This is a genomic window from Serratia sp. Ser99 (assembly GCF_024519545.1).
GTDB classification, from domain to species: Bacteria; Pseudomonadota; Gammaproteobacteria; order Enterobacterales; family Enterobacteriaceae; genus Serratia; species Serratia liquefaciens.
In genome coordinates, this window is the sequence record NZ_JALJRT010000019.1 from 21,904 (window position 1) to 45,934 (window position 24,031).

Below are 24,031 nucleotides of genomic sequence, written 5' to 3' on the forward strand. Positions count from 1 at the left end.
TTGGCTGGGTTCTCTAAATATGGTGCCCGGACTCGGAATCGAACCAAGGACACGGGGATTTTCAATCCCCTGCTCTACCGACTGAGCTATCCGGGCAACGCGCAGCATTAAACCGTATTGGCCGAAGTCAGTCAACGGCTTTGTGAACGAAATAAGGCAAAACGCGTCCGGTTGCTGGCTTTTCAGTCAAAGGGAGCAAAAAAAGCGCGAGATGGGCGTAAAGTACCGTGGTTGCGCTCGCCGCCACGGTGTCATTCAGCTTAATGCGCCATTTCTGCGGCACTGAGCGACCTGCAAGATGTCTTCCGCCAAGCGCTTGGCAACGGATACGTCCTGGAGCTGACGTTTTATCAGCAGTTTGCTGAGGCAGCCCTCTTGGATCAGTTCCATCTGCTGCGCCACCATATCCGCATCGTCGGCGTCCATTTCTCGCAGCAGGTCACGGGTCAGTTCCAGCGAAGTCAGCTTCTGCTGCTCGGCCAGTTGGTGGATAGGGTGATCTACCTCAGGGAAGAAGCTACAGGCGGCAATAAACAGGCAGCCGGGATAGCGATCGTGTTGTACGTACTCTGCCAGCACGTCGTAGCGTGCCAGCAATTTTTGCTGTGGGCTCAGGGCTTCGTCCAGCAGCAACTGACGACGCCAGGTGTCAATTTGCTGGCCATGATAGCGCAGGCAGTCATACAGCAGCGCTTCGCGATCCGGCCAGAAGCGTTTAAGATCGCTCGGCTGTACGTCGAGTTTTTCTGCCAGCATTTCTAATGTGGTGGTTGCCAGGCCCTGTTGTTCCAACAGACCCAGTGCCGTATCAAGAACTTGTTCGCGTTGCACTTGTGCTCCCTCCAAATTCGGTTCTGAACTTCAGTGTTATTTATTGCACTACTTTCTGCAAATGCGCGTTGAACGTTGGAGCATCCATAAATCCGGTCACCCGCTGGGCCGTCAACTCTTGTCCTGCGCCGTTAAAAAATAGAATTGTCGGCAAACCCAGGACTTTCAAGTGCTTGAGCAGCGCTGCCTGTTCGGCATTGTTGGCGGTCACATCCGCCTGCAGCAGCACGGCATTGGTCAGCTTAGCCTGAACGGCCGCATCACTAAAGGTATACTTTTCGAACTCTTTGCAGGCGACGCACCAATCGGCATACAGATCCAGCATCACCGGTTTACCCTGTGCTTGCTGCAGCGCCAGGTTGAGCTGCTCCACATTACTGATCTGCGTAAAGTTCAGATGTGGTGCTGCCTGCTGAGTGCTGTTAACGCCAAAAGCCCAGTCTTGCAACGGCCGTGCGGCAATCACCGCCGATGCCAGTAATAGCATCTGTAAAACGCGGGCCCAGCCGCGGGAGGTTTTCAGGCTAAGGGCAAATGCCCAGCCGAAGAACGCCAGGCCCAGCAGGCTCCACAGCCGCAGTCCCCACAGATCGCCGATCACACGCTCCAGCAGAAATACCGGCAAGGCGAGGATCACAAAGCCGAAAGCCTCTTTGACATACTGCATCCATGGGCCGCTGCGCGGCAGCAGGCGGTTACCGAACAGGGTGACGAGCACCAGCGGGATCCCCATGCCTAATGCGTAAAGGTACAAGGTACCGCCGCCGGCCCACATATTACCGCTCTGGGCAATGTAGAGCAGGATCGCGCTGAGTGGTGCGGTGGTACAAGGGGAACAGATCAATCCAGCCAGAGCCCCCATCAGGAACACGCCGGGTAACGAACCGCCCTTTTGGGTATTGCTCCAGCCCGCTAAACGCGTTTGCAGCGATGCCGGTAATTGCAATGAATAGAGGCCAAACATCGACAATGCCAAGGCGATAAACAGCACTGAGAGGCCGATCAACACGTACGGATGTTGCAGTGCCGCTTGAAACTGCAGCCCGGCGGCAGCGACCACCAAACCCAGCAAGGTATAGGTCAGCGCCATACCCTGCACGTAAACCACGGCCAACGCCAAAATTCGACCGCTGCTATGCGGTTTTTCACGGCCCAGAATGATGCCGGAAATCAGAGGATACATCGGCAAAACGCAGGGGGTGAAAGCGATACCGATACCGATCAGCAATGCCCACAGCGGTGAAAACGGCAGATCGTTGGGAGCCGGTACCGGCTCTGCCGCAGTAGGGAGTACCGGAGCGGCGGAGGCGCTCACGGTATTCAACGGGATCACGCGCGTTTCCGGTGGGTAGCAGAAACCGGCTTCCGCGCAGCCCTGGTAGGTCACGCTCAGGCTGGCATCTGCCGTTGCTTGTTGCAGCGGAATTTTCAGGTTCAGCTGTTGCTTGAAAATGGCGACCTCGCCGAAAAATTCGTCTTTGTGGCTCAGCCCGGCGGGCAGTTCAAAGGCGCCCAGCGTGGCCTGCTTTGGCACCAGTTTGATCTGCTGGCGATAGAGGTAATAACCGGGACGAATTTGCCAGTCCAGCGACAGCTGATTGCCTTGCTGTTTGAAATCAAAGGGGAAGGCCTGATCGACAGGCACGAACTGGCTACCGCCGTTTTGGCCGAACAGCGAAGCCTGGGCCGCCTGCGGCAGAAAGAACAGGCTGCAAAGCAGAAAAATCAGTTTAATGAGGCGTTGATCCATAACAGGTAGTCTTTATCTCCGGCCATCACCGGCAACACCAACAGTTCTGGCGTCTGGTAGGGGTGATGTTGTTTCAGGTAGCTGAGCAGGGCATCTTGATGGTGGCAATCGCTTTTGAACAGCATCTGCACTTCATATTCCTGTTCCAGTTTCCCTTCCCAGTAATATAACGACGTTGCGCCGGGTAACAGCGTGGCGCAGGCCGCCAGCTTTTCCCCCAGAACCCGGGCCGCCAGGTCTTGTGCCGTGGCCTCATCGGGTGCGGTGCAGAGTATGACGACAGCTTCGCAATCAGACATCTTCAGCCCTCTCATCCAGATTATCAGTGGGCACTATACCTTGAAGGGCGGTCAGCTAGAAGGCGAGTTTATCGCCAGTGGGGCAGGAGAGGGGAAACCGGGGCCGCAGCCCCGGGGTGAAGCATTACAGCATCACGCTGCCCAGCAGGAAGCCAAACAGCACCGCCAATATCACGCCGATGGTGCCGGGGATAAAGAACGGGTGGTTAAACACAAAACGCCCGATGCGGGTGGTGCCGGTATCATCCATTTGTACCGCGGCGACCAGCGTTGGGTAGGTTGGCAGGATAAACAGGCCGGAAACGGCGGCGAAGGAAGCCACTGCGGTCAATGGCGATACGTTCAACGCCAGCGCCATCGGCATCAGCGCCTTGGCGGTGGCGGCCTGAGAATACAGCAGCGCCGAGCAGAAGAAGAAAATCACGGCCAATAGCCACGGATGCGATTGAATCACCGTGCCAGCAGTCTCTTTGATCCAGTCAATGTTGGCTTGAACAAAGGTATCACCCAACCAGGCTACCCCCAGAATACAGATACAGGCGCTCATGCCGGCCTTAAAGGTGCTGGAATTAAGCACCATATCGGTATCGACGCGGCATAGCAGGGTGGTCAGGGTAGCGACGCTAAGCATGATGATCAGAATGGCGTTGGTGGTGTTCATCAGCGGTTTTGCCACCAGGCCCAGGCCCGGGCTGTTGATGATGGCGTAAGCCACCACGCACAGCACGCCGAGCAGGAACAGCAGCACCGACACTTTGGCGCGGGGTTTGATTTCCATGATCTTGTTGCCGCGCAGTGTTACCAAACCTTCTTCCAGGCGCTTCAGGTAAACCGGATCGTCCGACAATTTGGAGTCGAACAGCCAGCTTACCAGCAGCGACATCACCAGTACGGCGCAGAAGGTAGACGGCATCACGACCATCAGCAGGTGCAGATAGCTGACGCCGTGCCCTTCCATCACTGAAGACATGTACACCACCGCGGCAGAAATTGGCGAGGCGGTGATGGCGATCTGTGCGGATACCACGGCGGTAGACAGCGGACGGCAAGGCTTGATGCCCTGTTCTTTCGCGACTTCAGCGATCACCGGCAGCGCGGAAAGCGAAATGTTGCCGGTACCGGCGAAGATAGTCAGAAAATAGGTGACGATCGGTGCCAGAATGGTGATGTGCTTGGGGTTCTTGCGCAGCAGTTTTTCCGTTTGCTGCACCAGATAGTCCATACCGCCAGCGACCTGCATCGCCGAGATCGCAGCAATCACTGCCATGATGATGGAAATGACGTCGAACGGAATACTGCCCGGTTTCACGCCAATCAACGCCAGGACCAAAACCCCCAGCCCGCCTGCAAATCCAATCCCGATACCGCCCAGCCTGGCCCCTAAAAAAATGGCCAGCAGAACGATAACCAATTCTACGGCTAACATAGTGTCTACTCCTTAAAATAAGTTTTTTTGAAAACGAAAAGTTAAAATTTTGTGGGCGATGGAAAGTAAAAAGGCACGCTATCCAGGGGGATTTAGCGTGCCTTTTTGGGCTACCGGGTGTGTCTGTTATTGTTCATTTTCATCCGTATAGCGTTTGGCTTTATAGGCCGGGTGCATCAGGTTCTCCACGGAGAAGATGTCATCCAGCTCGGCTTCGGTCAGCAGACCGCGTTCCAGCACGACTTCACGTACGCTCTTGCCGGTTTCGGCGCAGATCTTCCCGACGATGTCACCGTTGTGGTGGCCAATGAACGGGTTCAGATAGGTGACGATACCGATAGAATTGAAGACGTAGTGCTCGCACACTTCTTTATTCGCGGTGATGCCGTTAATGCATTTTTCCAGCAGGTTATAGCAGGCGTTGGTCAGGATGTGAATGGACTCGAACATCGCCTGGCCAATCACCGGCTCCATGACGTTCAACTGCAGTTGGCCCGCTTCGGCCGCCATGGTAACGCAAGTGTCGTTGCCAATCACCTTGAAACATACCTGATTGACCACTTCCGGTACGACCGGGTTGACCTTGGCCGGCATGATGGATGAGCCCGCTTGCAGTTCCGGCAGGTTAATTTCGTTCAGACCGGCGCGTGGGCCTGAAGACAGCAGGCGCAGGTCGTTGCAAATTTTAGACAGTTTAACTGCGAGGCGTTTCAGCGCACTGTGCACCATTACGTAGGCGCCGCAGTCGGAGGTGGCTTCGATCAAGTCTTCGGCCGGCACGACAGGCAGGTTGCTGACCTCTGCCAATTTTTGAACCGCCAGTTGCGGGTAGCCTTCCGGGGTGTTCAGCGCCGTCCCGATTGCTGTCGCACCCAGGTTCACTTCCAGCAGCAGCTCGGCGGTGCGATGCAGGTTGCGGGTTTCTTCTTTCAGCAACACGCTGAACGCATGGAATTCCTGGCCCAACGTCATTGGCACCGCATCCTGCAACTGGGTGCGCCCCATTTTCAGGATGGTTTCAAACTCTTTTGCCTTGCGGTCAAACCCTTCGCGCAGCTGGTTGATGGCGTCGATAAGCTTCTGATTGGAGGCGTAAACCGCAATGCGGAAACCGGTTGGGTAGGCGTCGTTGGTAGACTGGCACTTGTTGAGATGATCGTTAGGGTTCAGGTATTGGTATTCGCCTTTCTGGTGGCCCATCAGCTCCAGACCAATATTCGCCAGCACTTCGTTGGTGTTCATGTTCAATGAAGTGCCCGCGCCGCCCTGGAACACATCCACCGGGAACTGGTCCATGCATTTGCCTTTATCCAGCACTTCGTCACAGGCCTGGATGATGACATCAGCGATTTTACGTGGAATGGTTTTGAGTTCTTTGTTCGCCATCGCTGCGGCTTTTTTTACCATTACCATGCCGCGAACAAACTCGGGCACATCGCTGATTTTGCTGTTGCTGATATAAAAGTTTTCAATCGCACGCAGAGTGTGAACACCGTAATAGGCTTCTGCGGGGACTTCACGTGTTCCTAACAGGTCTTCTTCGATACGAATGTTATTTGACATGTGAACCTTCTTTGTATTGCTGCCGAATTAATTAATTGTCAGGGAACCAAATTATGTTGCCGAAGGCTTCAGGCATGAAACGATTAACCACTGTGCCCGTTGCTGCCCAGATCATATGCTGGTTAGTAATAAATGACTGAATCCAGATCACCTTCTGAGCCTTCTTAAATTGCCTGTTTCTGGTTCTGTGATCCCTTTCACGTTTATTAACTTTAGCAATAAAAAAGGGCCTTTGGTTGAAATGCACGCCGGCAGACCCCATTGTATTTAGGTCGGCCGTTAACCGGCCCCCTTTTCGCGCCGTCGCCAACGTGCGGTTGCGCAGATCTACCAGAGGAGAACCAGGTGCGCTGGTTACCGTTACTGCTGATATTTCTGTTGGCTTACATAGAGATATCCCTATTTATTAAAGTCGCCGCCGTATTGGGCGTGGCGATTACCCTGTTGCTGGTGGTGTTCACCTCCTGCGTCGGCATTTCGCTGGTGCGCAACCAGGGCATGAAGACCTTCATGCAGATGCAACAAAAGCTGGCTGCGGGTGAAAGCCCTGCGTCGGAAATGGTGAAAAGTGTTTCACTGGTATTAGCGGGCTTCTTGCTGCTGGTGCCGGGATTCTTTACCGATTTCCTCGGCCTGTTGTTGTTACTGCCCCCGGTGCAAAAATCGCTGACGTTGAAGTTGATGCCGCATCTTTCCGTTTACCGCCCCGGCGGTTGGAGCCAGGGCGGTAATGCTGCCAACGGCAACACCTTCGACGGCGAGTTCCAGCGTAAAAACGACGATCGCTATACGCTGGATCATCAGCCCGACGATCATGACAAACGCAACGATCGTTGAAAAAACGCGGCCCAGGCCGCGTTTTTCGCATCAGTAGCTCAGTATTGCCATCAAAAGCGAAAATTTTTTTGGCCGCCCCCTTGAAGGGGGATGGAATGCCCCCATTTCAAATCCCACAAGCCGGTATTCACAATCCGGTGACAACCCTAAATCTGATAGAGACCTTCTTACAGGAGAGCGTTCAATGAGTATTCGTCCATTGCATGACCGCGTTATCGTCAAGCGCAAAGAAGTTGAATCAAAATCTGCTGGCGGCATCGTCCTGACTGGCTCTGCAGCGGGTAAATCTACTCGTGGCGAAGTTGTCGCGGTGGGTAAAGGGCGTGTTCTGGAAAGCGGCAACATCCAGCCGCTGGATGTGAAAGTTGGCGATATCGTGATTTTCAACGACGGTTACGGCGTGAAAGCAGAGAAGATCGACAATGAAGAAGTGTTGATCATGTCCGAAAGCGACATTCTGGCAATTGTTGAAGCGTAAGTGCGCTTTATCTTCTGAACTGAACGAGTTGAAGGGAAATACCAATGGCAGCTAAAGACGTAAAATTCGGCAATGACGCTCGCGTGAAAATGCTCCGCGGCGTGAATGTTCTCGCTGATGCAGTAAAAGTGACCCTGGGCCCGAAAGGCCGTAACGTAGTGCTGGATAAGTCCTTCGGCGCTCCTACCATCACTAAAGATGGCGTATCTGTTGCTCGTGAAATCGAACTGGAAGACAAGTTTGAAAACATGGGCGCGCAAATGGTGAAAGAAGTTGCCTCTAAAGCGAACGACGCTGCGGGCGACGGTACCACCACTGCAACCGTACTGGCTCAATCCATCATCACCGAAGGCCTGAAAGCTGTGGCTGCCGGCATGAACCCAATGGATCTGAAGCGCGGTATCGACAAAGCGGTTATCGCCGCTGTTGAAGAACTGAAAAAACTGTCCGTACCTTGCTCTGACTCCAAAGCTATCGCTCAGGTAGGTACCATCTCTGCAAACTCCGACGAAACCGTGGGTAAACTGATTGCAGAAGCGATGGAGAAAGTGGGCAAAGAAGGCGTTATCACCGTTGAAGAAGGCACTGGCCTGCAAGACGAGCTGGACGTTGTTGAAGGTATGCAGTTCGACCGCGGTTACCTGTCTCCATACTTCATCAACAAGCCAGAAACCGGTTCTATCGAACTGGAAAGCCCGTTCATCCTGCTGGCTGACAAGAAAATCTCCAACATCCGTGAAATGCTGCCAGTACTGGAAGCCGTAGCGAAAGCCGGCAAACCACTGCTGATCATTGCTGAAGATGTTGAAGGCGAAGCGCTGGCTACTCTGGTGGTCAACACCATGCGCGGCATCGTGAAAGTGGCTGCGGTTAAAGCACCTGGTTTCGGCGACCGTCGTAAAGCCATGCTGCAGGACATCGCTACCCTGACTGCCGGTACCGTTATCTCTGAAGAGATTGGTCTGGAGCTGGAAAAAGCGACCCTGGAAGACCTGGGCCAGGCTAAGCGCGTTGTGATCAACAAAGACACCACCATCATCATCGATGGCGTGGGCGACGAAGCGACTATCCAAGGCCGCGTTACCCAGATCCGTCAGCAGATCGAAGAAGCGACCTCTGACTACGATCGTGAAAAACTGCAGGAGCGTGTCGCTAAACTGGCTGGCGGCGTTGCCGTTATCAAAGTGGGCGCAGCAACTGAAGTTGAAATGAAAGAGAAGAAAGCCCGCGTTGAAGATGCCCTGCACGCGACCCGTGCTGCGGTTGAAGAAGGCGTGGTTGCCGGCGGTGGTGTTGCACTGATCCGCGTAGCAAGCAAAATCGCTAACCTGAAAGGCGACAACGAAGACCAGAACGTCGGTATCAAGGTTGCTCTGCGCGCGATGGAATCTCCACTGCGTCAGATCGTAATCAACGCCGGTGAAGAAGCTTCCGTGATTGCCAACAACGTGAAAGCAGGCGAAGGCAGCTACGGTTACAACGCTTACACCGAAGAATACGGCGACATGATCGCGATGGGTATCCTGGATCCAACCAAAGTAACCCGTTCTGCTCTGCAGTACGCGGCTTCTGTGGCTGGCCTGATGATCACCACCGAGTGCATGGTGACCGACCTGCCAAAAAGCGACGCACCTGATTTAGGTGGCGCTGGCGGTATGGGTGGCATGGGCGGCATGGGCGGCATGATGTAATCATCCCCCACGTTCGCGTGTGCAAAAGCCCCGGCCAATTGGTCGGGGCTTTTTTTTGCGTGCTTTGTCTCACTGCTTTTGATGATATTTATGCAGACCGGGCTGATTTAGCTGGTAAACTGATCTTTCATCAGCTGTCGCTCAAGACGTTGGCCAGCACCAGTGGCAACGGATGCTTAAGAGATAGCAACGCTTTCTGATAAGCTTTTGCGAAACTCTCAATATAGATGGGGAACAAGATGCGGATTAAAGCCTTACTGGGTCTTTCGGCAGCCTTGCTGCTGGCAGGTTGCAGCAGCACCAATGAACTTTCCGCCGCAGGTCAGCAGGTTAAATTTACCGATACCAAACCGGCGGCAGAATGCCAGCTGGTGGGCGAAGTGACTGGCACCCAGAGCAACTGGTTGTCCGGTAACGGTGGTGAAGGCAGCTCCATGCGCGGCGCGGCAAACGATCTGCGCAACAAGGCAGCGGCAATGGGCGGCAACGTGATTTATGGCGCGACCAGCCCAAGCCAGAACCTGCTTTCAAGCTTTGCCCCACTGGACAGCAAAATGGCCGGCCAGGTTTATAAGTGCCCGTAACGCAAGATTAATGCGTACGTCATAGCATAAAAAAGAGGCATGCCCAGGCATGCCTCTTTTGTTTTTGTCATTCCGCCGGTCAGTCAATCTTGCATCAGGCGCAGGTCGAGCGGCGTTTTGCTTGGCTTGCCGCCGACTTCACGGGTCAGACGCGGCACCATATATCCGGAAACCTTGCTCAGCAGCGCCTGCATAATGGCGCGCGCTTCATCGTCGCTGACCATAAAGTGTGCCGCGCCTTGTACCTTATCCAGCACGTGGATGTAATAGGGCAGGATACCGGCGTCAAACAGCGCATTGCTCAGCGCCGCCAACGTGTCGGCGTTGTCGTTGATGCCGCGCAGCAACACACTTTGGTTCAGCAAGGTGACGCCGGCCAGACGCAGTTGCGCCATGGCTCCCTGCAGTTCACGGTCAATCTCATTGGCATGATTGATGTGCGTGACCATCAGCACCTGTAGGCGTGAGGCCGACAGCCTGCGGCACAGTTCTGGCGTGATACGTGCCGGGATCACCACTGGCAAACGGGTGTGGATGCGCAGGCGTTTTACGTGCTCAATGGCTTCCAGTTCCTCGATCAGCCAGTCCAGCTCGTGATCTTTGGCCATCAGCGGATCGCCACCGGAGAAAATAATCTCATCCAGTTCCGGGTGTTGGCGGATATAATCCAACGCCTGACGCCAGTTGGCTTTATTGCCCTGGTTGTCCTGATACGGAAAATGGCGACGGAAGCAGTAGCGGCAGTTAACCGCACAGCCGCCTTTAACCAACAGCAAAGCACGATTACGGTATTTGTGCAGCAGGCCTGGCACCACGCTACGCTGTTCGTCCAGCGGATCGGTCGTGAAGCCGGGTGCATTGATGAATTCTTCGCTGGCGGTCAGAACCTGACGCAATAGTGGGTCATTGGCGTCGCCTGGACGCATGCGTGCGGCGAAGGCGCGGGGTACGCGCAATGCAAACAGCCGACGGGCTTCACGGCCCTGCGGCAGGTCCGGATGCGTATTCAGTGACAAAAGCTGCAGTAATTCATCGGGATCGGTAATAACATCGGCGAGTTGATGCAACCAATCTTCTCTATATGCCGTACTTTGGGTTATAATGTGTGCCATTTTTTTGGCTAAGCTACCAGTTTAAATATTCAGAGGGCCATCATGGCGACTTATTCTAGCAACGATTTCCGTCCGGGTCTTAAAATCATGTTCGAGGGCGAACCTTACGCTATCGAATCCAGTGAGTTCGTTAAACCGGGCAAAGGCCAGGCATTTGCGCGCGTTAAAATGCGTCGTCTGCTGACCGGCACTCGCGTTGAGAAAACCTTCAAATCTACCGACTCTTGCGAAGGCGCGGACGTGGTAGATACCAACATGAACTACCTGTACAACGACGGTGAGTTCTACCACTTCATGCACCCTGAGACTTTCGAGCAACACGGTGTTGAAGAAAAAACCGTTTCTGATGCGGCAAAATGGCTGCAAGACAACGCAGAATGTATCGTTACCCTGTGGGACGGTCGTCCAATCGCGGTTCAGCCACCGAACTTTATCGAAGCAGAAATCACTGACACCGATCCAGGTCTGAAAGGTGATACTGCCGGTACCGGCGGCAAGCCTGCAACCCTGAGCACTGGCGCCGTGGTTAAGGTTCCATTGTTCGTACAGATTGGTGAAGTTGTTCGCGTTGACACCCGCTCTGGCGAATACGTTTCACGCGTAAAATAAGTTTCAAAAGAAAGGGGCCCTGCGTGGCTCCTTTGCTTTATCCCCTTCCGCATACCCTTGGCAGAATCAGCATGATAAAGAAAGCTCTGTTGGTCGTTGTCTCCCTGTTAATACTGATGTCCCTTAGCGGCTGTAATACTTTCCGTGGTTTCGGTGAGGACGTTCAGCATCTCGGCGGCGCTATTTCGCGTACTGCCAGCTAATAACCATTAATGCCTCTAATGTAATCGTGCGAAATAAAACCATTTTAAACAGCAACTCTCGCTAATATTTACTACGCTTAGAAAGCCGTACTTTTTCATCACTGACAAATAAGGACTTTCCTATGCTGAAGAAAAGTATTATCGCGATTTTCTCTTTGATGATCTTGACCTCATTGACCGCATGCAACACCACTCAGGGCGTGGGCGAGGACATCCAGGCTGGCGGCAAGGCTATCCAGCGTAGCGCGGAATAACTCCCTTTACTGACTTGCGGTATTCCGCGAAAAGCTGCCCAAAGGCATCGTTGTGGGATACCGCTTCCCCTGTTGGCCTATCTCCTGCCGAAAGCTTTGTACTGTTATCCTCCCCGGTAGTGGGTATAATCCCCTGGCATATCACAACGCTAAATGGGACGACCCGTTTACGCATCTGCATTCGGGGACGACCCCACCGTTATGGAGCCTGTTTCATGGCTTGGATTATTCTGCTTATTGCCGGTTTGTTGGAAGTCGTATGGGCTGTTGGCCTGAAATACACCCATGGTTTTACTCGTTTGACCCCCAGCATTATTACTGTTGCCGCCATGGTGGTCAGCATGCTGCTGTTGGCACATGCGATGAAAACGCTGCCCGCCGGCACGGCTTATGCCGTTTGGACAGGCATTGGTGCGGTAGGCGCGGCAATTATGGGGATGGTGTTACTTGGTGAATCAACCAATATCGCGCGCATCCTCAGCCTGTGCCTGATTGTTGTCGGCATACTTGGGTTGAAGTTCAGCAGTCACTGATGCTGCGTTTGTTTCACCCAGATTAGCTTATCCGTATCAAAGCCGTTGTGTTTCGCGGTTTGCACTAATCTGTCGCGCGTGGCGGCGTCCAGCGTCGGCGTGCGCGACAGTATCCACAAATACCCTCGGTTTGGGCCGCAAACCAGCGCGTAGCGATAATCTGCATCCAACTCAATCACGTTATACCCACCGTAGAAAGGCCCAAAAAAGGACACCTTGAGTGCGGCTACCTGCGGTGAACCGGTATAATAGGCCTTGCCCGTGCTTTCCTGCCATTGTTGTTTTTGCGTATTAAAACCCCGGTTCACCACTTTGAGGCCGCCGTCTTCGCGTGGGCTGTAGTTGGCGGTGACCTGTTCGAGGCCGCGTTCAAAACGGTGATCAAAACGCGCGATTTCATACCAGGTGCCGAGATAGCGCTGGCTGTCGAAATCATTCACTACTTTGATATTCTTCGGCGGGGAAACGCTGCAAGCGGCGGAAAGGAAGGCGGGAATGATCGCACATAGCTTTGACCGAAAACGCATTGGTTACTCCTGTTTACCGGGTTGGAATAAACAGTGTAGCCGAAAGGCAAAGCAGACGGCCAACGGGAGTTGGCCGCCAGAAGTGTTTTACAGCGTCACCACGCCGATAACGGTGACGACGCTGAGGATGGCCGCCAGGCCATAGAAGACCCATTTACCGGCCGGCACGTGGATTTTCAAATCGTGCATCGCATGGTGTATGCGGTGCAGACCGCACCACAGCGGCAGGATAATCATCAGCAGCAGGAACAGCCGGCCAATCAGGCTCTGGCAGAAAGCCAATACGCGGTCATAGCCCAGCGCATCGCCAGGGAACCACCCCAGCGGCAGCAGAATGCCGACCAGCAGCACGATAGCGGGCGCGATGATCGCGCCCCACATGCCGCCGGCGCCGAATAATCCCCAGAAAACCGGTTCGTCTGAGCGTTTAGGTGCTTGATTTATCATGTTTCCTCCGGATTACAGCAGGGCCACGGCCAGGATGAGTACGCTGGCGACCAGCGTTACCGCCCACAGCGCTTTGACGATAGGCCCTGGCCCCATTTTTTCGCTGTTGACCACGATATTGGCGGCTTTCGGTGCCAAATCGAACCAGGTTTTGGTGTGCAGCAGCGCCGCCAGCAGGGCGACCACGTTAATCAGCAGCACCAGCGGGTTTTGCAGAAAACCGACGAACCCTGCCCAGCTCTCCGCACCGCCTTTCAGCGCAAAAACGCCGTAGATCAGCACGATGCTGAACCACACGGCCGGCACCGAGGTCCCTTCACGCAGCATATAGAAACGATAGAAGCCGAGCTTTTGCCACCAGGTTGGCGTCATGGTGCGCACATAGGGCTTACGTTGTGTTGTCATTGCGGTTTCTCTCCCTTATTGCGGCTTCAGCATGGCGATCATGAAGTCTTTGGCACTTTCCACCTTGCCCTGCTGGATAGCAGCGGCCGGGTCGACGTGCTTCGGACACACTTCAGAGCAGTAGCCGACAAAGGTACAGCTCCACACGCCGTTTTGGCCGTTGAGTTGCGCCATGCGCTGTTTCTGGCCGTGGTCGCGATTATCCAGGTTGTAGCGGTGCGCCAGGGTGATTGCCGCCGGGCCGATGAACTCTGGGTTCAAACCGAACTGCGGGCAAGCGGCGTAACACAGCCCGCAGTTGATACAGCCGGAGAACTGGTGGTACTTGGCCATCTGCGCCGGTGTTTGCACGTTAGGGCCGTCTTCCGGTTTGCGGTTATTGCCGATGATGTAAGGCTTAATCGCCTCCAGGCTTTCGATAAAGTGGGTCATATCGACTACCAGATCGCGTTCAATCGGGAAGTTACCCAGTGCCTCTACCTTCATGCCGTCGGTGTATTCGCGCAGGAAGGTCTTGCAGGCCAGCTTCGGTACCCGGTTGACCATCATGCCGCACGAGCCGCAGATGGCCATGCGGCATGACCAGCGGTAGGAAAGGTCGGGCGCCAGGTTATCCTTGATGTAACCCAGCGCGTCGAGCAGCGAGGTTTGTTCATCGTAAGGCACCGCGAAGGTTTCGAAATGTGGCTCTGCGTCGCATTCCGGGTTATAGCGCATGACCTCGATTTTCAGGGTGTTCATCTCAGCCATTTGCCTGCTCCTTATCCTTTTTGTCCTGCGCTTCGGCTTCAGCGCCGTACACACGTTTGGCCGGTGGCAGTTTGGTGATCTTCACGTCGCTGTATTCCAGGCGCGGTGCGCCGTTAGGGTTATGGAACGCCAGCGTATGCTTCAGGAAATTCACGTCGTCACGTTCGGTGCAGCCTTCATCCAGACGCTGGTGGGCGCCGCGGGATTCTTTGCGGTTGAAGGCGGAGTGCGCCATGCACTCGGCGACGTCCAGGCCGTAGCCCAGCTCGATGGTGTACAGCAGATCGGTATTGAACACGCTGGAGTTATCGGTGATTTTGACGCGCTTGAAGCGTTCTTTCAGCTCAGCCAGTTTATCGATGGTTTTTTGCATCAGTTCTGGCGTACGGTAGATACCGCAGCCTTCTTCCATCGACAGCCCCATTTCATCGCGGATCTTCGACCAGTTTTCGCTGCCTTCCTGCTTCATCAAATTGCTGAGTCGGGTTTCGACGTCGCGCCCTTGCGCATCAAGGGCACTGCCATTGGCCGGGCCAGATTCCAGCGAGCGACGAGCTGCATGCTCACCGGCCACCCGGCCGAACACCACCAGTTCCGCCAGCGAGTTGGATCCCAGGCGGTTGGCGCCGTGCAGACCGACGGAAGAGCATTCGCCGACGGCAAACAGCCCCTTGATGCGGGTTTCGCAGTTTTGATCGGTTTCAATGCCGCCCATGGTGTAATGCGCCGTTGGGCGTACCGGGATGGGGTCTTTTACCGGGTCGACGCCGACGTAGGCCTTGGCCAGTTCACAGATGAACGGCAGGCGTTCGAGCAGCTTCTTTTCCCCCAGATGGCGCAGGTCGAGATAGACCACGTCGCCGCGCGGGGTGGCGATGGTGCGACCGGCACGCCATTCGTGCCAGAAGGCCTGCGAAACTTTATCGCGCGGGCCCAGCTCCATGTATTTGTTCTTCGGCTCGCCCAGCGGGGTTTCCGGGCCCATGCCGTAGTCCTGCAAATAACGGTAGCCGTCCTTGTTCACCAGAATACCGCCTTCGCCGCGGCAGCCTTCGGTCATCAGGATGCCGGAACCCGGCAGGCCGGTAGGGTGATATTGGACGAACTCCATATCGCGCAGTGGGATGCCGTGATGGAACGCCATGCCCATGCCATCACCGGTGACGATGCCGCCATTGGTGTTGTAGCGGTACACGCGTCCGGCACCGCCGGTGGCCATGATCACCGCATTGGCGCGGATCTGCACGCGGGTGCCTTCCATCATGTTCATTGCGACCAAACCGCGGACCTGACCGTCATCCACCAGAATATCCAGCACAAAGTGCTCGTCGAAACGTTGGATTTGCGGGTATTTGAGCGAGGTCTGGAACAGGGTATGCAGCATGTGGAAGCCGGTCTTGTCGGCGGCGAACCAGGTTCGTTCAATCTTCATGCCGCCGAAGCGACGCACGTTGACCGAACCGTCCGGTTTACGGCTCCACGGGCAGCCCCACTGTTCCAACTGGGTCATTTCCCGCGGGCAGTTGTGGACGAAATGGTCGACCACGTCTTGCTCACACAACCAGTCGCCACCGGCAACGGTGTCATTGAAGTGGTAGTCAAAAGAGTCGTGATCCTGAGTGACGGCGGCGGATCCCCCTTCGGCGGCTACCGTATGGCTGCGCATCGGGTAGACTTTTGAGATGAGCGCGATTTTCAGTTGGGGGTTGGCTTCCGCTGCGGCTATTGCTGCACGTAAACCAGCACCCCCGGCCCCAATAATGGCAAGATCGGCGTTAAAGGTTTGCACTGCATTCCTCCAATATTCTTGTTAAGAACGGCAAATTAAATATCTATGCTTAATATTTATAAATATTCTTCGGGTGCTAACTAACTGAGTTCATTGTCGTTGCATAAAGCTTAAGGATAGATATCTCCCACCAATAATGTGGAATTAACTATACCTAAAGTTAAGTAGAAGAAATTTGATGTGATCGATTGTTTTGCCTTTTAACCGGCGGGCGGAAGGATAATTGCCTATGGGTTAGATTTAACGTTTATTCAACTTTTATTAACCTTTTTGCCAACTATTTATCAGGTAATGTCGAGGTTAAAGCGGCCGAGCTGTTAAGAATTTGTTTGCATGCCAGGATACGAGTAGACTGCATCCCCTGTTTGATTTCGGAGTAATTACCATGAGCGAAACGGCAAGCTGGCAGCCAAGTGCACCCATCGCCAATTTGTTGAAACGCGCAGCGATCCTGACTGAGATCCGGCGTTTCTTCGCCGATCGTGGCGTGCTGGAAGTTGAGACGCCAACCATGAGCCAGGCGACGGTCACCGATATTCACCTGTTCCCGTTCCAGACGCGTTTTGTCGGGCCCGGTGCGGCGGATGGCATGACGCTGTACATGATGACCAGCCCGGAATACCACATGAAACGTCTGCTGGCGGCGGGCAGCGGGCCGATCTATCAGATGGGGCGCAGTTTCCGCAATGAAGAGGCCGGTCGTCATCACAACCCTGAATTCACCATGCTGGAGTGGTACCGTCCGCACTACGACATGTACCGGCTGATGAACGAGGTGGATGATCTGCTGCAGCAGGTACTGGACTGCGAGAGTGCGGAGACCCTGTCTTATCAGCAGGCTTTCCTGCGCCATCTGGATATCGATCCGCTGTCGGCGGAGAAGGTACAACTGCGTGAAGCGGCGGCCAAACTCGATCTGAGCAACATTGCCGATACCGAAGAGGATCGCGATACGCTGCTGCAATTGTTGTTTACCGTTGGCGTGGAGCCGTACATCGGCCGTGATAAACCGGCGTTCGTTTATCACTTCCCGGCCAGTCAGGCGTCGCTGGCGGAGATCAGCACTGAAGATCACCGCGTGGCGGAGCGTTTCGAAGTCTATTTCAAAGGTATTGAACTGGCGAATGGCTTCCGTGAACTGACCGACAGCCGCGAGCAGCGTCAGCGTTTTGATCAGGACAACCGCAAGCGAGCGGAACGCGGTTTGCCGCAGCACCCGATTGATAACAACCTGCTGGATGCGCTGCAGCACGGTATGCCGGAGTGTTCCGGTGTGGCGCTAGGCGTTGATCGGCTGGTGATGCTGGCGTTGGGCGCTGAAAGCCTGAGTGAAGTGTTGGCCTTCCCGGTCGGGCGCGCATAACCGCTAATTCAGCGCCATTGCGATAAAAAAAGGGTTCGGCCATAGCCGAACCCTTTTTGCATGCGGCGGTTACAAACTGCCCGATTCGCGTTTGGTGTTGGGCGCCGGTGTGGAGGCCGGCGTGCGACCGTTGCTGGTCAGGCGGGACAGCGTCTCGCTGCGAACCTGGAATGGTGGGTACGGCAGCGTAATGCCGTGCTCGCGATAGCCGGACAAGATCAACTGATGGATCTCATGGCGCAACGGCATGCGGTGGCCCATCTCGGCGGCGTAAATACGCAGTTCAAAGATCTGGATACCCTGTTGCAGATCGACCAGATAAACCTCCGGTGCCGGATTATCAAGCACCAGCGAACAGCGTTCGGCGGCATTGGTCAGGATCTTGGTCACTTCTTCGCTGTTGGCTTCTGCCGGTGCCGGTACGGTCAGTACCACACGAGTCAGGTTGTCCGACAGCGACCAGTTAATGAACTGCTCGGTGATAAACGCTTTGTTCGGCACGATGATCTCTTTGCGATCCCAGTCCGAAATGGTGGTGGCGCGGGTGTTGATCTTGGTGACGGTACCGGTCAGGTTGCGGATCGTCACGGTATCACCAATGCGGATCGGTTTTTCAAACAGGATGATCAGGCCGGAGATAAAGTTGGAGAAGATCTCCTGCATACCAAAGCCCAACCCCACGCTGAGCGCGGTCACTACCCACTGCAATTTCGACCATTCGATACCGATCCAGGAAAAGCTGAGGATGGCGCCGAACAACAACAACAGATACTTGGTAATGGTGGTGATGGCGTAGCCGGTGCCCGGTGACAGATCCAGGTGCTGCAGTACCGCCAGCTCCAGCAGGGCCGGCAGGTTACGCACCAACTGCATGGTAACGATCAGCACCAGGATGGCGATCAATACCGCACCCAAGGTGATTGGATGCGCGGTTTCCACGCCGTTGACCGTTGACGTCACGTCCCACAGGGAGATGTTTTCCAGGAAGGCGAAGGCCGAGTGAATTTCTGACCACAGCACGATCACCGACACCAGCGCGATCATCGTCAGGATCGAACGAACCAACCGGAGCGACTGGGCGCTGATGGTATCCAGATCGATCTCTGAATCATCCATGTCCATCGATCCTTCGGTGCTGTTGGGCGTATGCGGCGTTTCTTCTTCACCGCGCGCACGCTGAGCCAGAATATCGGCCCGGCGCTGTTTGGCACGGTCAAAGGCGATACGTCGCCGTTGGATCAGCATCCAGCGGCGAATAATGTGGTAAATCACCAGCAGGAAGAACCAGATGGCCACCGACGTTTCCAACCGAGCCAACAGTGCCTGAGAGGTGGTCAGATAGCCGACGGCGGAGGCCAGCGCCGCCAGCAGCGGCGCGGACAGCAATAGCCCCCACAGCGCGGTGTTGACCATGTTCTCGCCGGAGCCTTTTTTATCCAGATACAGCGGAATGCCGGCGCGTTTCAGGCTATTGGTGACGATGGCCAAAGCCAGACACAGCAGGATAAAGCACAGCCGCCCCAGGGTATTGGCAAACTCGCGTTCTTTCAGGCTGTCGAAGGTGATCAACGCCATGATCAGCGGCACTATCAGCCAGATCGACATTTTGTAATAGCGCATGGCGCGTGAAACCTGCTTCACCGGCCAGCGGAAATGCACGATAAACAACCCCTGCGGGTGGGCGAAGGCGGCGCAAATCATACATACCCAAAGGATCGGCAGCGTAGCAGTGACACCCTTGCCGATCGCTTCGGCTACCGGGTAGTTCCAGGCGCTTTGCAGGCCAAAGCCGAGCGCTGCCCAGAGCACCGGCAGCGGCAGTGCCACCAAAATCGACCAGAATACGGTGCGCAGGGTCAGGAAGAATTCGTCCTGGGTCACTTTGCCAACCCGGCTGCTGGCGCGCGTCAGAAAGGCGTGGTAGTGCTTGCGAGAACTGATACTGAAAATAACCAGCAGCAGGGCACCGAAGATGGGGATCAGCGTTTCGCGGCTGGTCACCATCATCATAAAGGCCCCACCGAGCTGTGACAGCGTATCCAGCGACAGCAGACGCGTCAGGTCGTGCGCGACGTTAATCGGATAGGACAGGGTGATAGGATTGACGTCAGGCACCCAGAACAGATAGCGGTGGGTGGCGTCCTTGATTTCGTTTAACGCCTCGATCAACTGGGTGTTGGCCACTTTCAGCTTGGTCAGCTCGAGGATCTGAGTATCGCACCCGGACAGCAGTGAATTCAGCAGTTCCCTCTGAGTGCGCAACTGGGCGTCGACAATGCGTCTTTCCGCGCTAGTCAGTTCACTGCCGTCGTCACGTTTGAATTCGCGCTGTGACAGTTTTTCCAGTTGGCTTTCAAACTGCAGGCGCTGTACGCGCAGTTGGGCCATATCGCCATCGAGCTGCTGCGGCTTGGGCATTTCCGGCAGCGTGGCGACCTGAGCACGCAGGGTTTCTCCCAGCGCCGATGAGGAGCCGAGCCACTGGGCCTGTTCGATAATGGTGCTTAATGCCTGGCGCACCTGCAGCGTTTGCGCGGCGGCCTGACGTTGTTGGGATGAAATCAGATCCATGCGCTGGGCCTGATTGTTCAGCGCCGCAGACAGTTCACGGTTGATTTGCAACTGCTGACTGATACTTTTCGGCAGATCGCCATTTTGCTCGGCCAACTGCTCGGTTTTTTCCAGTGCCAGTTCGGCTTCGCGCTGTCGCTGGGCATTGAGGTTATTGCGCAGCGCCTGCAGTTGAACGTCAATCTTCTCGTGGCGCTTTTTGTAGACTTCGGCGCGCATCCGCGCCAGTTCCTGGCGGTTGTTGGCCGACAGCTGTGCCAGTTCGAGCTCATCGACTTTGGCTTTGCGTGCAGCGGCTTCCGCCTGCAATAACGCCAGCGCAGCCTGGGCATGCGGAGTGGTCGGGTTGGCGGGTTGGGCCTGCAGGCGACGTTGAACCTCGGTCAATGCACGGCGAGCGTCGGTCTGTTGCTGTGGCAATTGGCCGAGGGAATCGCTGATTTCCCGCGTGCGCTCCTGCTCTTGCTGCAGCAAACGCGCCTGTTCCAGCAGCAGGCTGCTGGTTTGCAGGATTTGCTGTTCCAAATCGCTGGCCGGCAGGTTATCGCCGTTCGGCAGGATTTTGCTGTCTTCCAGCGCTAACTGACGACGCAGTTCCTGCGTCATCTTCGGGAAATCGTCGATCACGCGCTGATACTGCTCAACGCGCGTTAGCGACTCTTTACGCTCCGACAGCCAGTTGAGGGCGCTTTGCAACGCCTCAGTGGTTTCCGCCTGATTAGGCGCGCTCTTGTTGCTCTCGGCCTGCTTCAGCTCCTGTTTGAGCTGTGTTTCGGTGGGCACCGTGGCGGCCAGCACCGGTTGAGCCAGTAAGCAACCGAGCAATAACGTGATAATCAGGCGCACAGCGTCAATTCCTTCAGATCTGCGGTGTTTCAACGGCAGCAGACGCGGCCGGGATTTCTGCGAAGGCTTCGCCCATGCGGGTCACGGTGCCGTTGTTCAGCTGCGGCGCGAACTGTACGCTGCCTGGGGTAAACAGGTTAATGACCGTCGAACCCAGCTTGAAGCGGCCCATTTCTTCGCCTTTCTCCAGCACGATAGCGCCTTCCGCACCTTCTTCAGGATAGGTCCAGCGTTTGATAATGCCTTCGCGTGGCGGGGTTACCGTGCCGGCCCAGACGGTTTCGATGCTGCCGACGATGGTGGCGCCCACCAGGATCTGCACCATTGGCCCGACAGCGGTATCAAACACGCAGATCACACGCTCATTGCGCGCGAACAGGTTTGGCACGTTGGCCGCGGTCAATGGGTTAACGGAGAACAGGTCACCCGGCACATAAATCATTTCGCGCAGCACGCCGTTGCACGGCATATGTACGCGGTGATAATCCCGCGGAGCCAGGTAGGTGGTGGCGAACAGACCGTTACGGAACGGCTCTGCCAGCACATAGTTGCCGGCCAACAGCGCTTCCAGGCTGTAGTTGTGGCCTTTGGCCTGGAAAATTTGGTCGTCGTGGATCTGGCCGAGCTGGCTGATGGCACCGTCTGCGGGCAGGGCCAGCCAGTTGGCGTCGCTGATGATCGGGCGGGCGCCGTCACGCAGCGGGCGTACAAAGAATTCGTTGAAGCTGGCGTAGGCGCTCAGCTCTGGATGTTGCGACTCTTGCATGTTTACGCGGTAATAACGGGCAAAGCCCTTCAGAACCAATTGGGTCAACCAACCGGCCTGCTTGTCCGCACCCCAGCCCGCCAGGCGGGTCAGAGCCAGCTTCGGTAACCAGTACTGCAATTTAATTTTGATGCTATCCAGCACGTTTAACCTCTTAAATCAGGATAAAGGGCGCGCATTGTAACGCTGGCTCTGCCACCGTCAACGCCGCCCGGCATTATCAGTCTGCGGCATCGGTGAAGTTCTTGCGAACCTTCACTTGCGCCATGCTTTCCAGAATACGGTGATAGTTGTCGAAACGTTCTTTGGCGATATCGCCTTTTTCCATTGCGGCACGGATAGCACAGCCTGGATCGGTATCGTGGCGGCAATCACGGAACTTGCAACCGCCTAAATAGTTACGGAATTCGACAAAACCTTGGGTGATTTGTTCCGGTTCAAGGTGCCATAGGCCAAACTCACGTACGCCTGGGGAGTCGATCACGTCGCCGCCGTGCTGGAAATGATACAGCCGTGCAGCGGTGGTGGTATGTTGCCCGAGCCCAGAGACATCGGAAACCTGATTTACCAGAATTTGCTCTTTGGAAGCTGGCAGCAGAGCGTTAAGCAGGCTGGACTTGCCGACCCCCGACTGCCCGGCGAAAATACTGATGCGGCCGACCAGCGCTTGTTCAAACGCTTCCATGCCTTCGCGCGTCTGGCTGGAGACTTCCAGCACCCGATAACCAATCTTGCGATAGGTATCCATCATGCCGTCGACCCGTTTGCGCGCTTCGGCATCCAACAGATCGATCTTGTTCAGTACGATCAGCGGTTCAACTTCCAGCGTTTCACAGGCCACCAGGTAGCGGTCGATGATGTTCAGCGAAAGCTCGGGTAATATCGCCGAAACGATAACGATTTGGTTGATATTGGCGGCGATAGGCTTCACGCCGTCATAGAAATCTGGGCGTGTCAGCACCGAGGTGCGTTCATGCACGGCCTCGACAATGCCTTTGACCCCTTCATGGGTACCGACGCCAGGGCGCCACACCACGCGATCGCCGGTGACCAGCGAACGCAGCGTACGGCGAATATTGCAGCGGTGTTGGGTGCCGTCCGCTGCCTCAACGTCGGCATGCATCCCGAAACGGCTGATGACGATGCCGTCCTGCGGCTCGCCCAGTTGGGAATCATCCAGTTCCGGTTTTTTATCGGTGCGTTTCAGGCGACGTTGATGGTTCGCCTGTACACGGCGTTCTTGACCTTTGGACAGTTTGTTCTTGCTCACTGCGCCTCACTTGAATCCGCTTTATCGCTCATGGCGACCAAAAGGACTATGATACACGCTATTTTATATTAAATAACCGTTGTTGGCCGCCACGCGCAGCGCACCTTGGCCGCTGAACGGCCAGCGCCGGTCGCCGCCTTGCCTACAGTTTGTTTATCTTTTGGCTTTTACGCAGGAAATATCATGACAGGAAACGAAAATAACCTGATTTGGATCGATCTGGAGATGACCGGCTTGGATCCTGAACGCGATCGCATTATCGAGATCGCTACGCTGGTCACCGACGCCAATCTGAACATTCTCGCGGAAGGGCCGGTGATCGCCGTACACCAATCCGATGAACAGCTTGCCCTGATGGATGACTGGAACGTGCGCACCCATACCGGCAGCGGCCTGGTGGAGCGGGTGAAAGCCAGCCAGTTCGACGACCATGCCGCTGAGCTGGCCACCATCGCCTTCCTGCAGCAGTGGGTACCGGCGGGCAAATCGCCGATCTGCGGCAACAGCGTGGGTCAGGACCGCCGTTTCCTGTTCCGCTATATGCCCGAACTGGAAGCCTACTTCCATTACCGTTATCTGGACGTCAGTACGCTGAAAGAACTGGCGCGCCGTTGGAAGCCGGAAATCCTCAGTGGCTTCAAGAAGCAGGGCACCCACCAGGCAATGGACGACATTCGCGAGTCGGTAGGTGAACTGGCCTATTACCGCGAGCATTTCATCCAGTTATAACGAATGCAGGGCCTCTTGAGCGGGCCCTACTGCCGAAAGCAGCCGATTCCGCCGCTTAATTAATCAGTTTGGCGCTTTAATCGGCAATCAAACAAAAATCGCGTTTTTTTGCTTTCAGGGGCTTGCGGCAAAAAGGATTTCTCGTATAATGCGCACCCCGTACCGATGAAGAATTTCGTTTAGTTCCGACATCGATACGCCGGGCGGGAATAGCTCAGTTGGTAGAGCACGACCTTGCCAAGGTCGGGGTCGCGAGTTCGAGTCTCGTTTCCCGCTCCAAATTCAACAATGCTGCTGATGTGGCGTGATGAATAAAAAAAGTATCAGGTAGTACCCATGCGACGCGGGAATAGCTCAGTTGGTAGAGCACGACCTTGCCAAGGTCGGGGTCGCGAGTT

The 24,031-nt window shown here is 55.4% G+C and carries 24 protein-coding genes and 2 tRNA genes; 11 read left to right on the forward strand and 15 right to left on the reverse strand.

Annotated features, from left to right (window positions below):
• Positions 1-20: 20 nt before the first annotated feature.
• From NR114_RS23400 to aspA, 6 genes are all read right to left on the reverse strand, one after another.
• A tRNA-Phe gene (locus tag NR114_RS23400) sits at positions 21-96 on the reverse strand.
• A gap of 159 nt (positions 97-255) precedes the next feature.
• Positions 256-831: a transcriptional regulator gene (locus NR114_RS23405; RefSeq protein ID WP_020824878.1), complete on the reverse strand. Its 576-nt coding sequence runs from the start codon at positions 829-831 to the stop codon at positions 256-258.
• Between the two features lie 40 nt (positions 832-871).
• Positions 872-2,581 (reverse strand): protein-disulfide reductase DsbD, encoded by a 1,710-nt coding sequence (locus NR114_RS23410; protein ID WP_234530590.1) that lies wholly within the window; start codon positions 2,579-2,581, stop codon positions 872-874.
• On the reverse strand, positions 2,557-2,880 hold the full coding sequence (gene cutA / locus NR114_RS23415; RefSeq protein ID WP_020824880.1) for a divalent cation tolerance protein CutA: 324 nt from the start codon (positions 2,878-2,880) through the stop codon (positions 2,557-2,559). Before cutA ends, NR114_RS23410 begins: the two co-directional genes overlap by 25 nt.
• 124 nt (positions 2,881-3,004) lie before the next feature.
• Positions 3,005-4,306: an anaerobic C4-dicarboxylate transporter gene (locus NR114_RS23420; protein ID WP_044553921.1), complete on the reverse strand. Its 1,302-nt coding sequence runs from the start codon at positions 4,304-4,306 to the stop codon at positions 3,005-3,007.
• Positions 4,307-4,432: 126 nt separating this feature from the next.
• Positions 4,433-5,869, reverse strand: a complete 1,437-nt coding sequence (gene aspA, locus NR114_RS23425; RefSeq protein WP_020824881.1) for an aspartate ammonia-lyase — start codon at positions 5,867-5,869, stop codon at positions 4,433-4,435.
• A 345-nt stretch (positions 5,870-6,214) separates the two neighbouring features.
• Between aspA and NR114_RS23430 the strand changes: the two genes are divergently transcribed.
• The 4 genes from NR114_RS23430 to NR114_RS23445 all read left to right on the forward strand — a co-directional run bounded on the left by NR114_RS23430 (position 6,215) and on the right by NR114_RS23445 (position 9,459).
• The gene (locus tag NR114_RS23430; RefSeq protein WP_020824883.1) at positions 6,215-6,706 is read left to right on the forward strand and encodes an FxsA family protein; all 492 of its coding nucleotides are present in this window, start codon (positions 6,215-6,217) and stop codon (positions 6,704-6,706) included.
• Between the two features lie 184 nt (positions 6,707-6,890).
• Entirely contained in the window at positions 6,891-7,184 is a 294-nt protein-coding gene (locus tag NR114_RS23435; RefSeq protein ID WP_004952634.1) for a co-chaperone GroES, read from the forward strand.
• Positions 7,185-7,228: 44 nt separating this feature from the next.
• Complete coding sequence (groL, locus tag NR114_RS23440; RefSeq protein ID WP_020824884.1) at positions 7,229-8,875, forward strand: chaperonin GroEL; 1,647 nt, start codon at positions 7,229-7,231, stop codon at positions 8,873-8,875.
• 239 nt (positions 8,876-9,114) lie between these two features.
• On the forward strand, positions 9,115-9,459 hold the full coding sequence (locus tag NR114_RS23445; RefSeq protein WP_020824885.1) for a DUF4156 domain-containing protein: 345 nt from the start codon (positions 9,115-9,117) through the stop codon (positions 9,457-9,459).
• A gap of 83 nt (positions 9,460-9,542) precedes the next feature.
• Here NR114_RS23445 and epmB read toward each other — a convergent pair whose 3' ends face one another.
• Positions 9,543-10,571 carry an EF-P beta-lysylation protein EpmB gene (gene epmB, locus NR114_RS23450; RefSeq protein WP_041414135.1) on the reverse strand — a complete coding sequence of 343 codons (1,029 nt, stop codon included), beginning with the start codon at positions 10,569-10,571 and terminating at the stop codon, positions 9,543-9,545.
• Positions 10,572-10,613: 42 nt separating this feature from the next.
• Between epmB and efp the strand changes: the two genes are divergently transcribed.
• From efp to sugE, 4 genes are all read left to right on the forward strand, one after another.
• Positions 10,614-11,180 carry an elongation factor P gene (gene efp, locus NR114_RS23455; protein ID WP_020824887.1) on the forward strand — a complete coding sequence of 189 codons (567 nt, stop codon included), beginning with the start codon at positions 10,614-10,616 and terminating at the stop codon, positions 11,178-11,180.
• Positions 11,181-11,251: 71 nt separating this feature from the next.
• Positions 11,252-11,383, forward strand: coding sequence for an entericidin A/B family lipoprotein (locus tag NR114_RS23460; protein WP_115061111.1), 132 nt, complete (start codon positions 11,252-11,254; stop codon positions 11,381-11,383).
• A 122-nt stretch (positions 11,384-11,505) separates the two neighbouring features.
• Positions 11,506-11,637: an entericidin A/B family lipoprotein gene (locus NR114_RS23465; RefSeq protein ID WP_020824888.1), complete on the forward strand. Its 132-nt coding sequence runs from the start codon at positions 11,506-11,508 to the stop codon at positions 11,635-11,637.
• Positions 11,638-11,852: 215 nt separating this feature from the next.
• A complete protein-coding gene (gene sugE, locus NR114_RS23470; protein WP_020824889.1) occupies positions 11,853-12,170 on the forward strand; it encodes a quaternary ammonium compound efflux SMR transporter SugE in 318 nt (105 codons plus the stop codon).
• Here the strand turns inward: sugE and blc are convergent.
• The 5 genes from blc to frdA all read right to left on the reverse strand — a co-directional run bounded on the left by blc (position 12,164) and on the right by frdA (position 16,088).
• Positions 12,164-12,697 carry an outer membrane lipoprotein Blc gene (blc, locus tag NR114_RS23475; RefSeq protein ID WP_234530589.1) on the reverse strand — a complete coding sequence of 178 codons (534 nt, stop codon included), beginning with the start codon at positions 12,695-12,697 and terminating at the stop codon, positions 12,164-12,166. The two genes, sugE and blc, sit on opposite strands and share 7 nt — an antisense overlap.
• Before the next feature lie 87 nt (positions 12,698-12,784).
• Positions 12,785-13,144 (reverse strand): fumarate reductase subunit FrdD, encoded by a 360-nt coding sequence (frdD, locus tag NR114_RS23480; RefSeq protein ID WP_020824891.1) that lies wholly within the window; start codon positions 13,142-13,144, stop codon positions 12,785-12,787.
• Positions 13,145-13,156: 12 nt separating this feature from the next.
• Positions 13,157-13,549, reverse strand: coding sequence for a fumarate reductase subunit FrdC (gene frdC / locus NR114_RS23485; RefSeq protein ID WP_234530588.1), 393 nt, complete (start codon positions 13,547-13,549; stop codon positions 13,157-13,159).
• Between the two features lie 15 nt (positions 13,550-13,564).
• Positions 13,565-14,299, reverse strand: coding sequence for a succinate dehydrogenase/fumarate reductase iron-sulfur subunit (locus NR114_RS23490; protein WP_020824893.1), 735 nt, complete (start codon positions 14,297-14,299; stop codon positions 13,565-13,567).
• Positions 14,292-16,088: a fumarate reductase (quinol) flavoprotein subunit gene (gene frdA / locus NR114_RS23495; RefSeq protein WP_020824894.1), complete on the reverse strand. Its 1,797-nt coding sequence runs from the start codon at positions 16,086-16,088 to the stop codon at positions 14,292-14,294. Before frdA ends, NR114_RS23490 begins: the two co-directional genes overlap by 8 nt.
• A gap of 385 nt (positions 16,089-16,473) precedes the next feature.
• Between frdA and epmA the strand changes: the two genes are divergently transcribed.
• On the forward strand, positions 16,474-17,451 hold the full coding sequence (gene epmA / locus NR114_RS23500) for an elongation factor P--(R)-beta-lysine ligase (protein ID WP_020824895.1): 978 nt from the start codon (positions 16,474-16,476) through the stop codon (positions 17,449-17,451).
• Positions 17,452-17,520: 69 nt separating this feature from the next.
• Here epmA and mscM read toward each other — a convergent pair whose 3' ends face one another.
• The 3 genes from mscM to rsgA form a co-directional block, all read right to left on the reverse strand.
• On the reverse strand, positions 17,521-20,868 hold the full coding sequence (mscM, locus tag NR114_RS23505) for a miniconductance mechanosensitive channel MscM (protein WP_046374665.1): 3,348 nt from the start codon (positions 20,866-20,868) through the stop codon (positions 17,521-17,523).
• Between the two features lie 13 nt (positions 20,869-20,881).
• Positions 20,882-21,778 carry an archaetidylserine decarboxylase gene (asd, locus tag NR114_RS23510; protein ID WP_020824897.1) on the reverse strand — a complete coding sequence of 299 codons (897 nt, stop codon included), beginning with the start codon at positions 21,776-21,778 and terminating at the stop codon, positions 20,882-20,884.
• A 76-nt stretch (positions 21,779-21,854) separates the two neighbouring features.
• Positions 21,855-22,904, reverse strand: coding sequence for a small ribosomal subunit biogenesis GTPase RsgA (gene rsgA / locus NR114_RS23515; RefSeq protein ID WP_020824898.1), 1,050 nt, complete (start codon positions 22,902-22,904; stop codon positions 21,855-21,857).
• Between the two features lie 183 nt (positions 22,905-23,087).
• Between rsgA and orn the strand changes: the two genes are divergently transcribed.
• The gene (orn, locus tag NR114_RS23520; protein ID WP_020824899.1) at positions 23,088-23,633 is read left to right on the forward strand and encodes an oligoribonuclease; all 546 of its coding nucleotides are present in this window, start codon (positions 23,088-23,090) and stop codon (positions 23,631-23,633) included.
• 203 nt (positions 23,634-23,836) lie between these two features.
• A tRNA-Gly gene (locus NR114_RS23525) sits at positions 23,837-23,912 on the forward strand.
• Positions 23,913-24,031 lie beyond the last annotated feature (119 nt).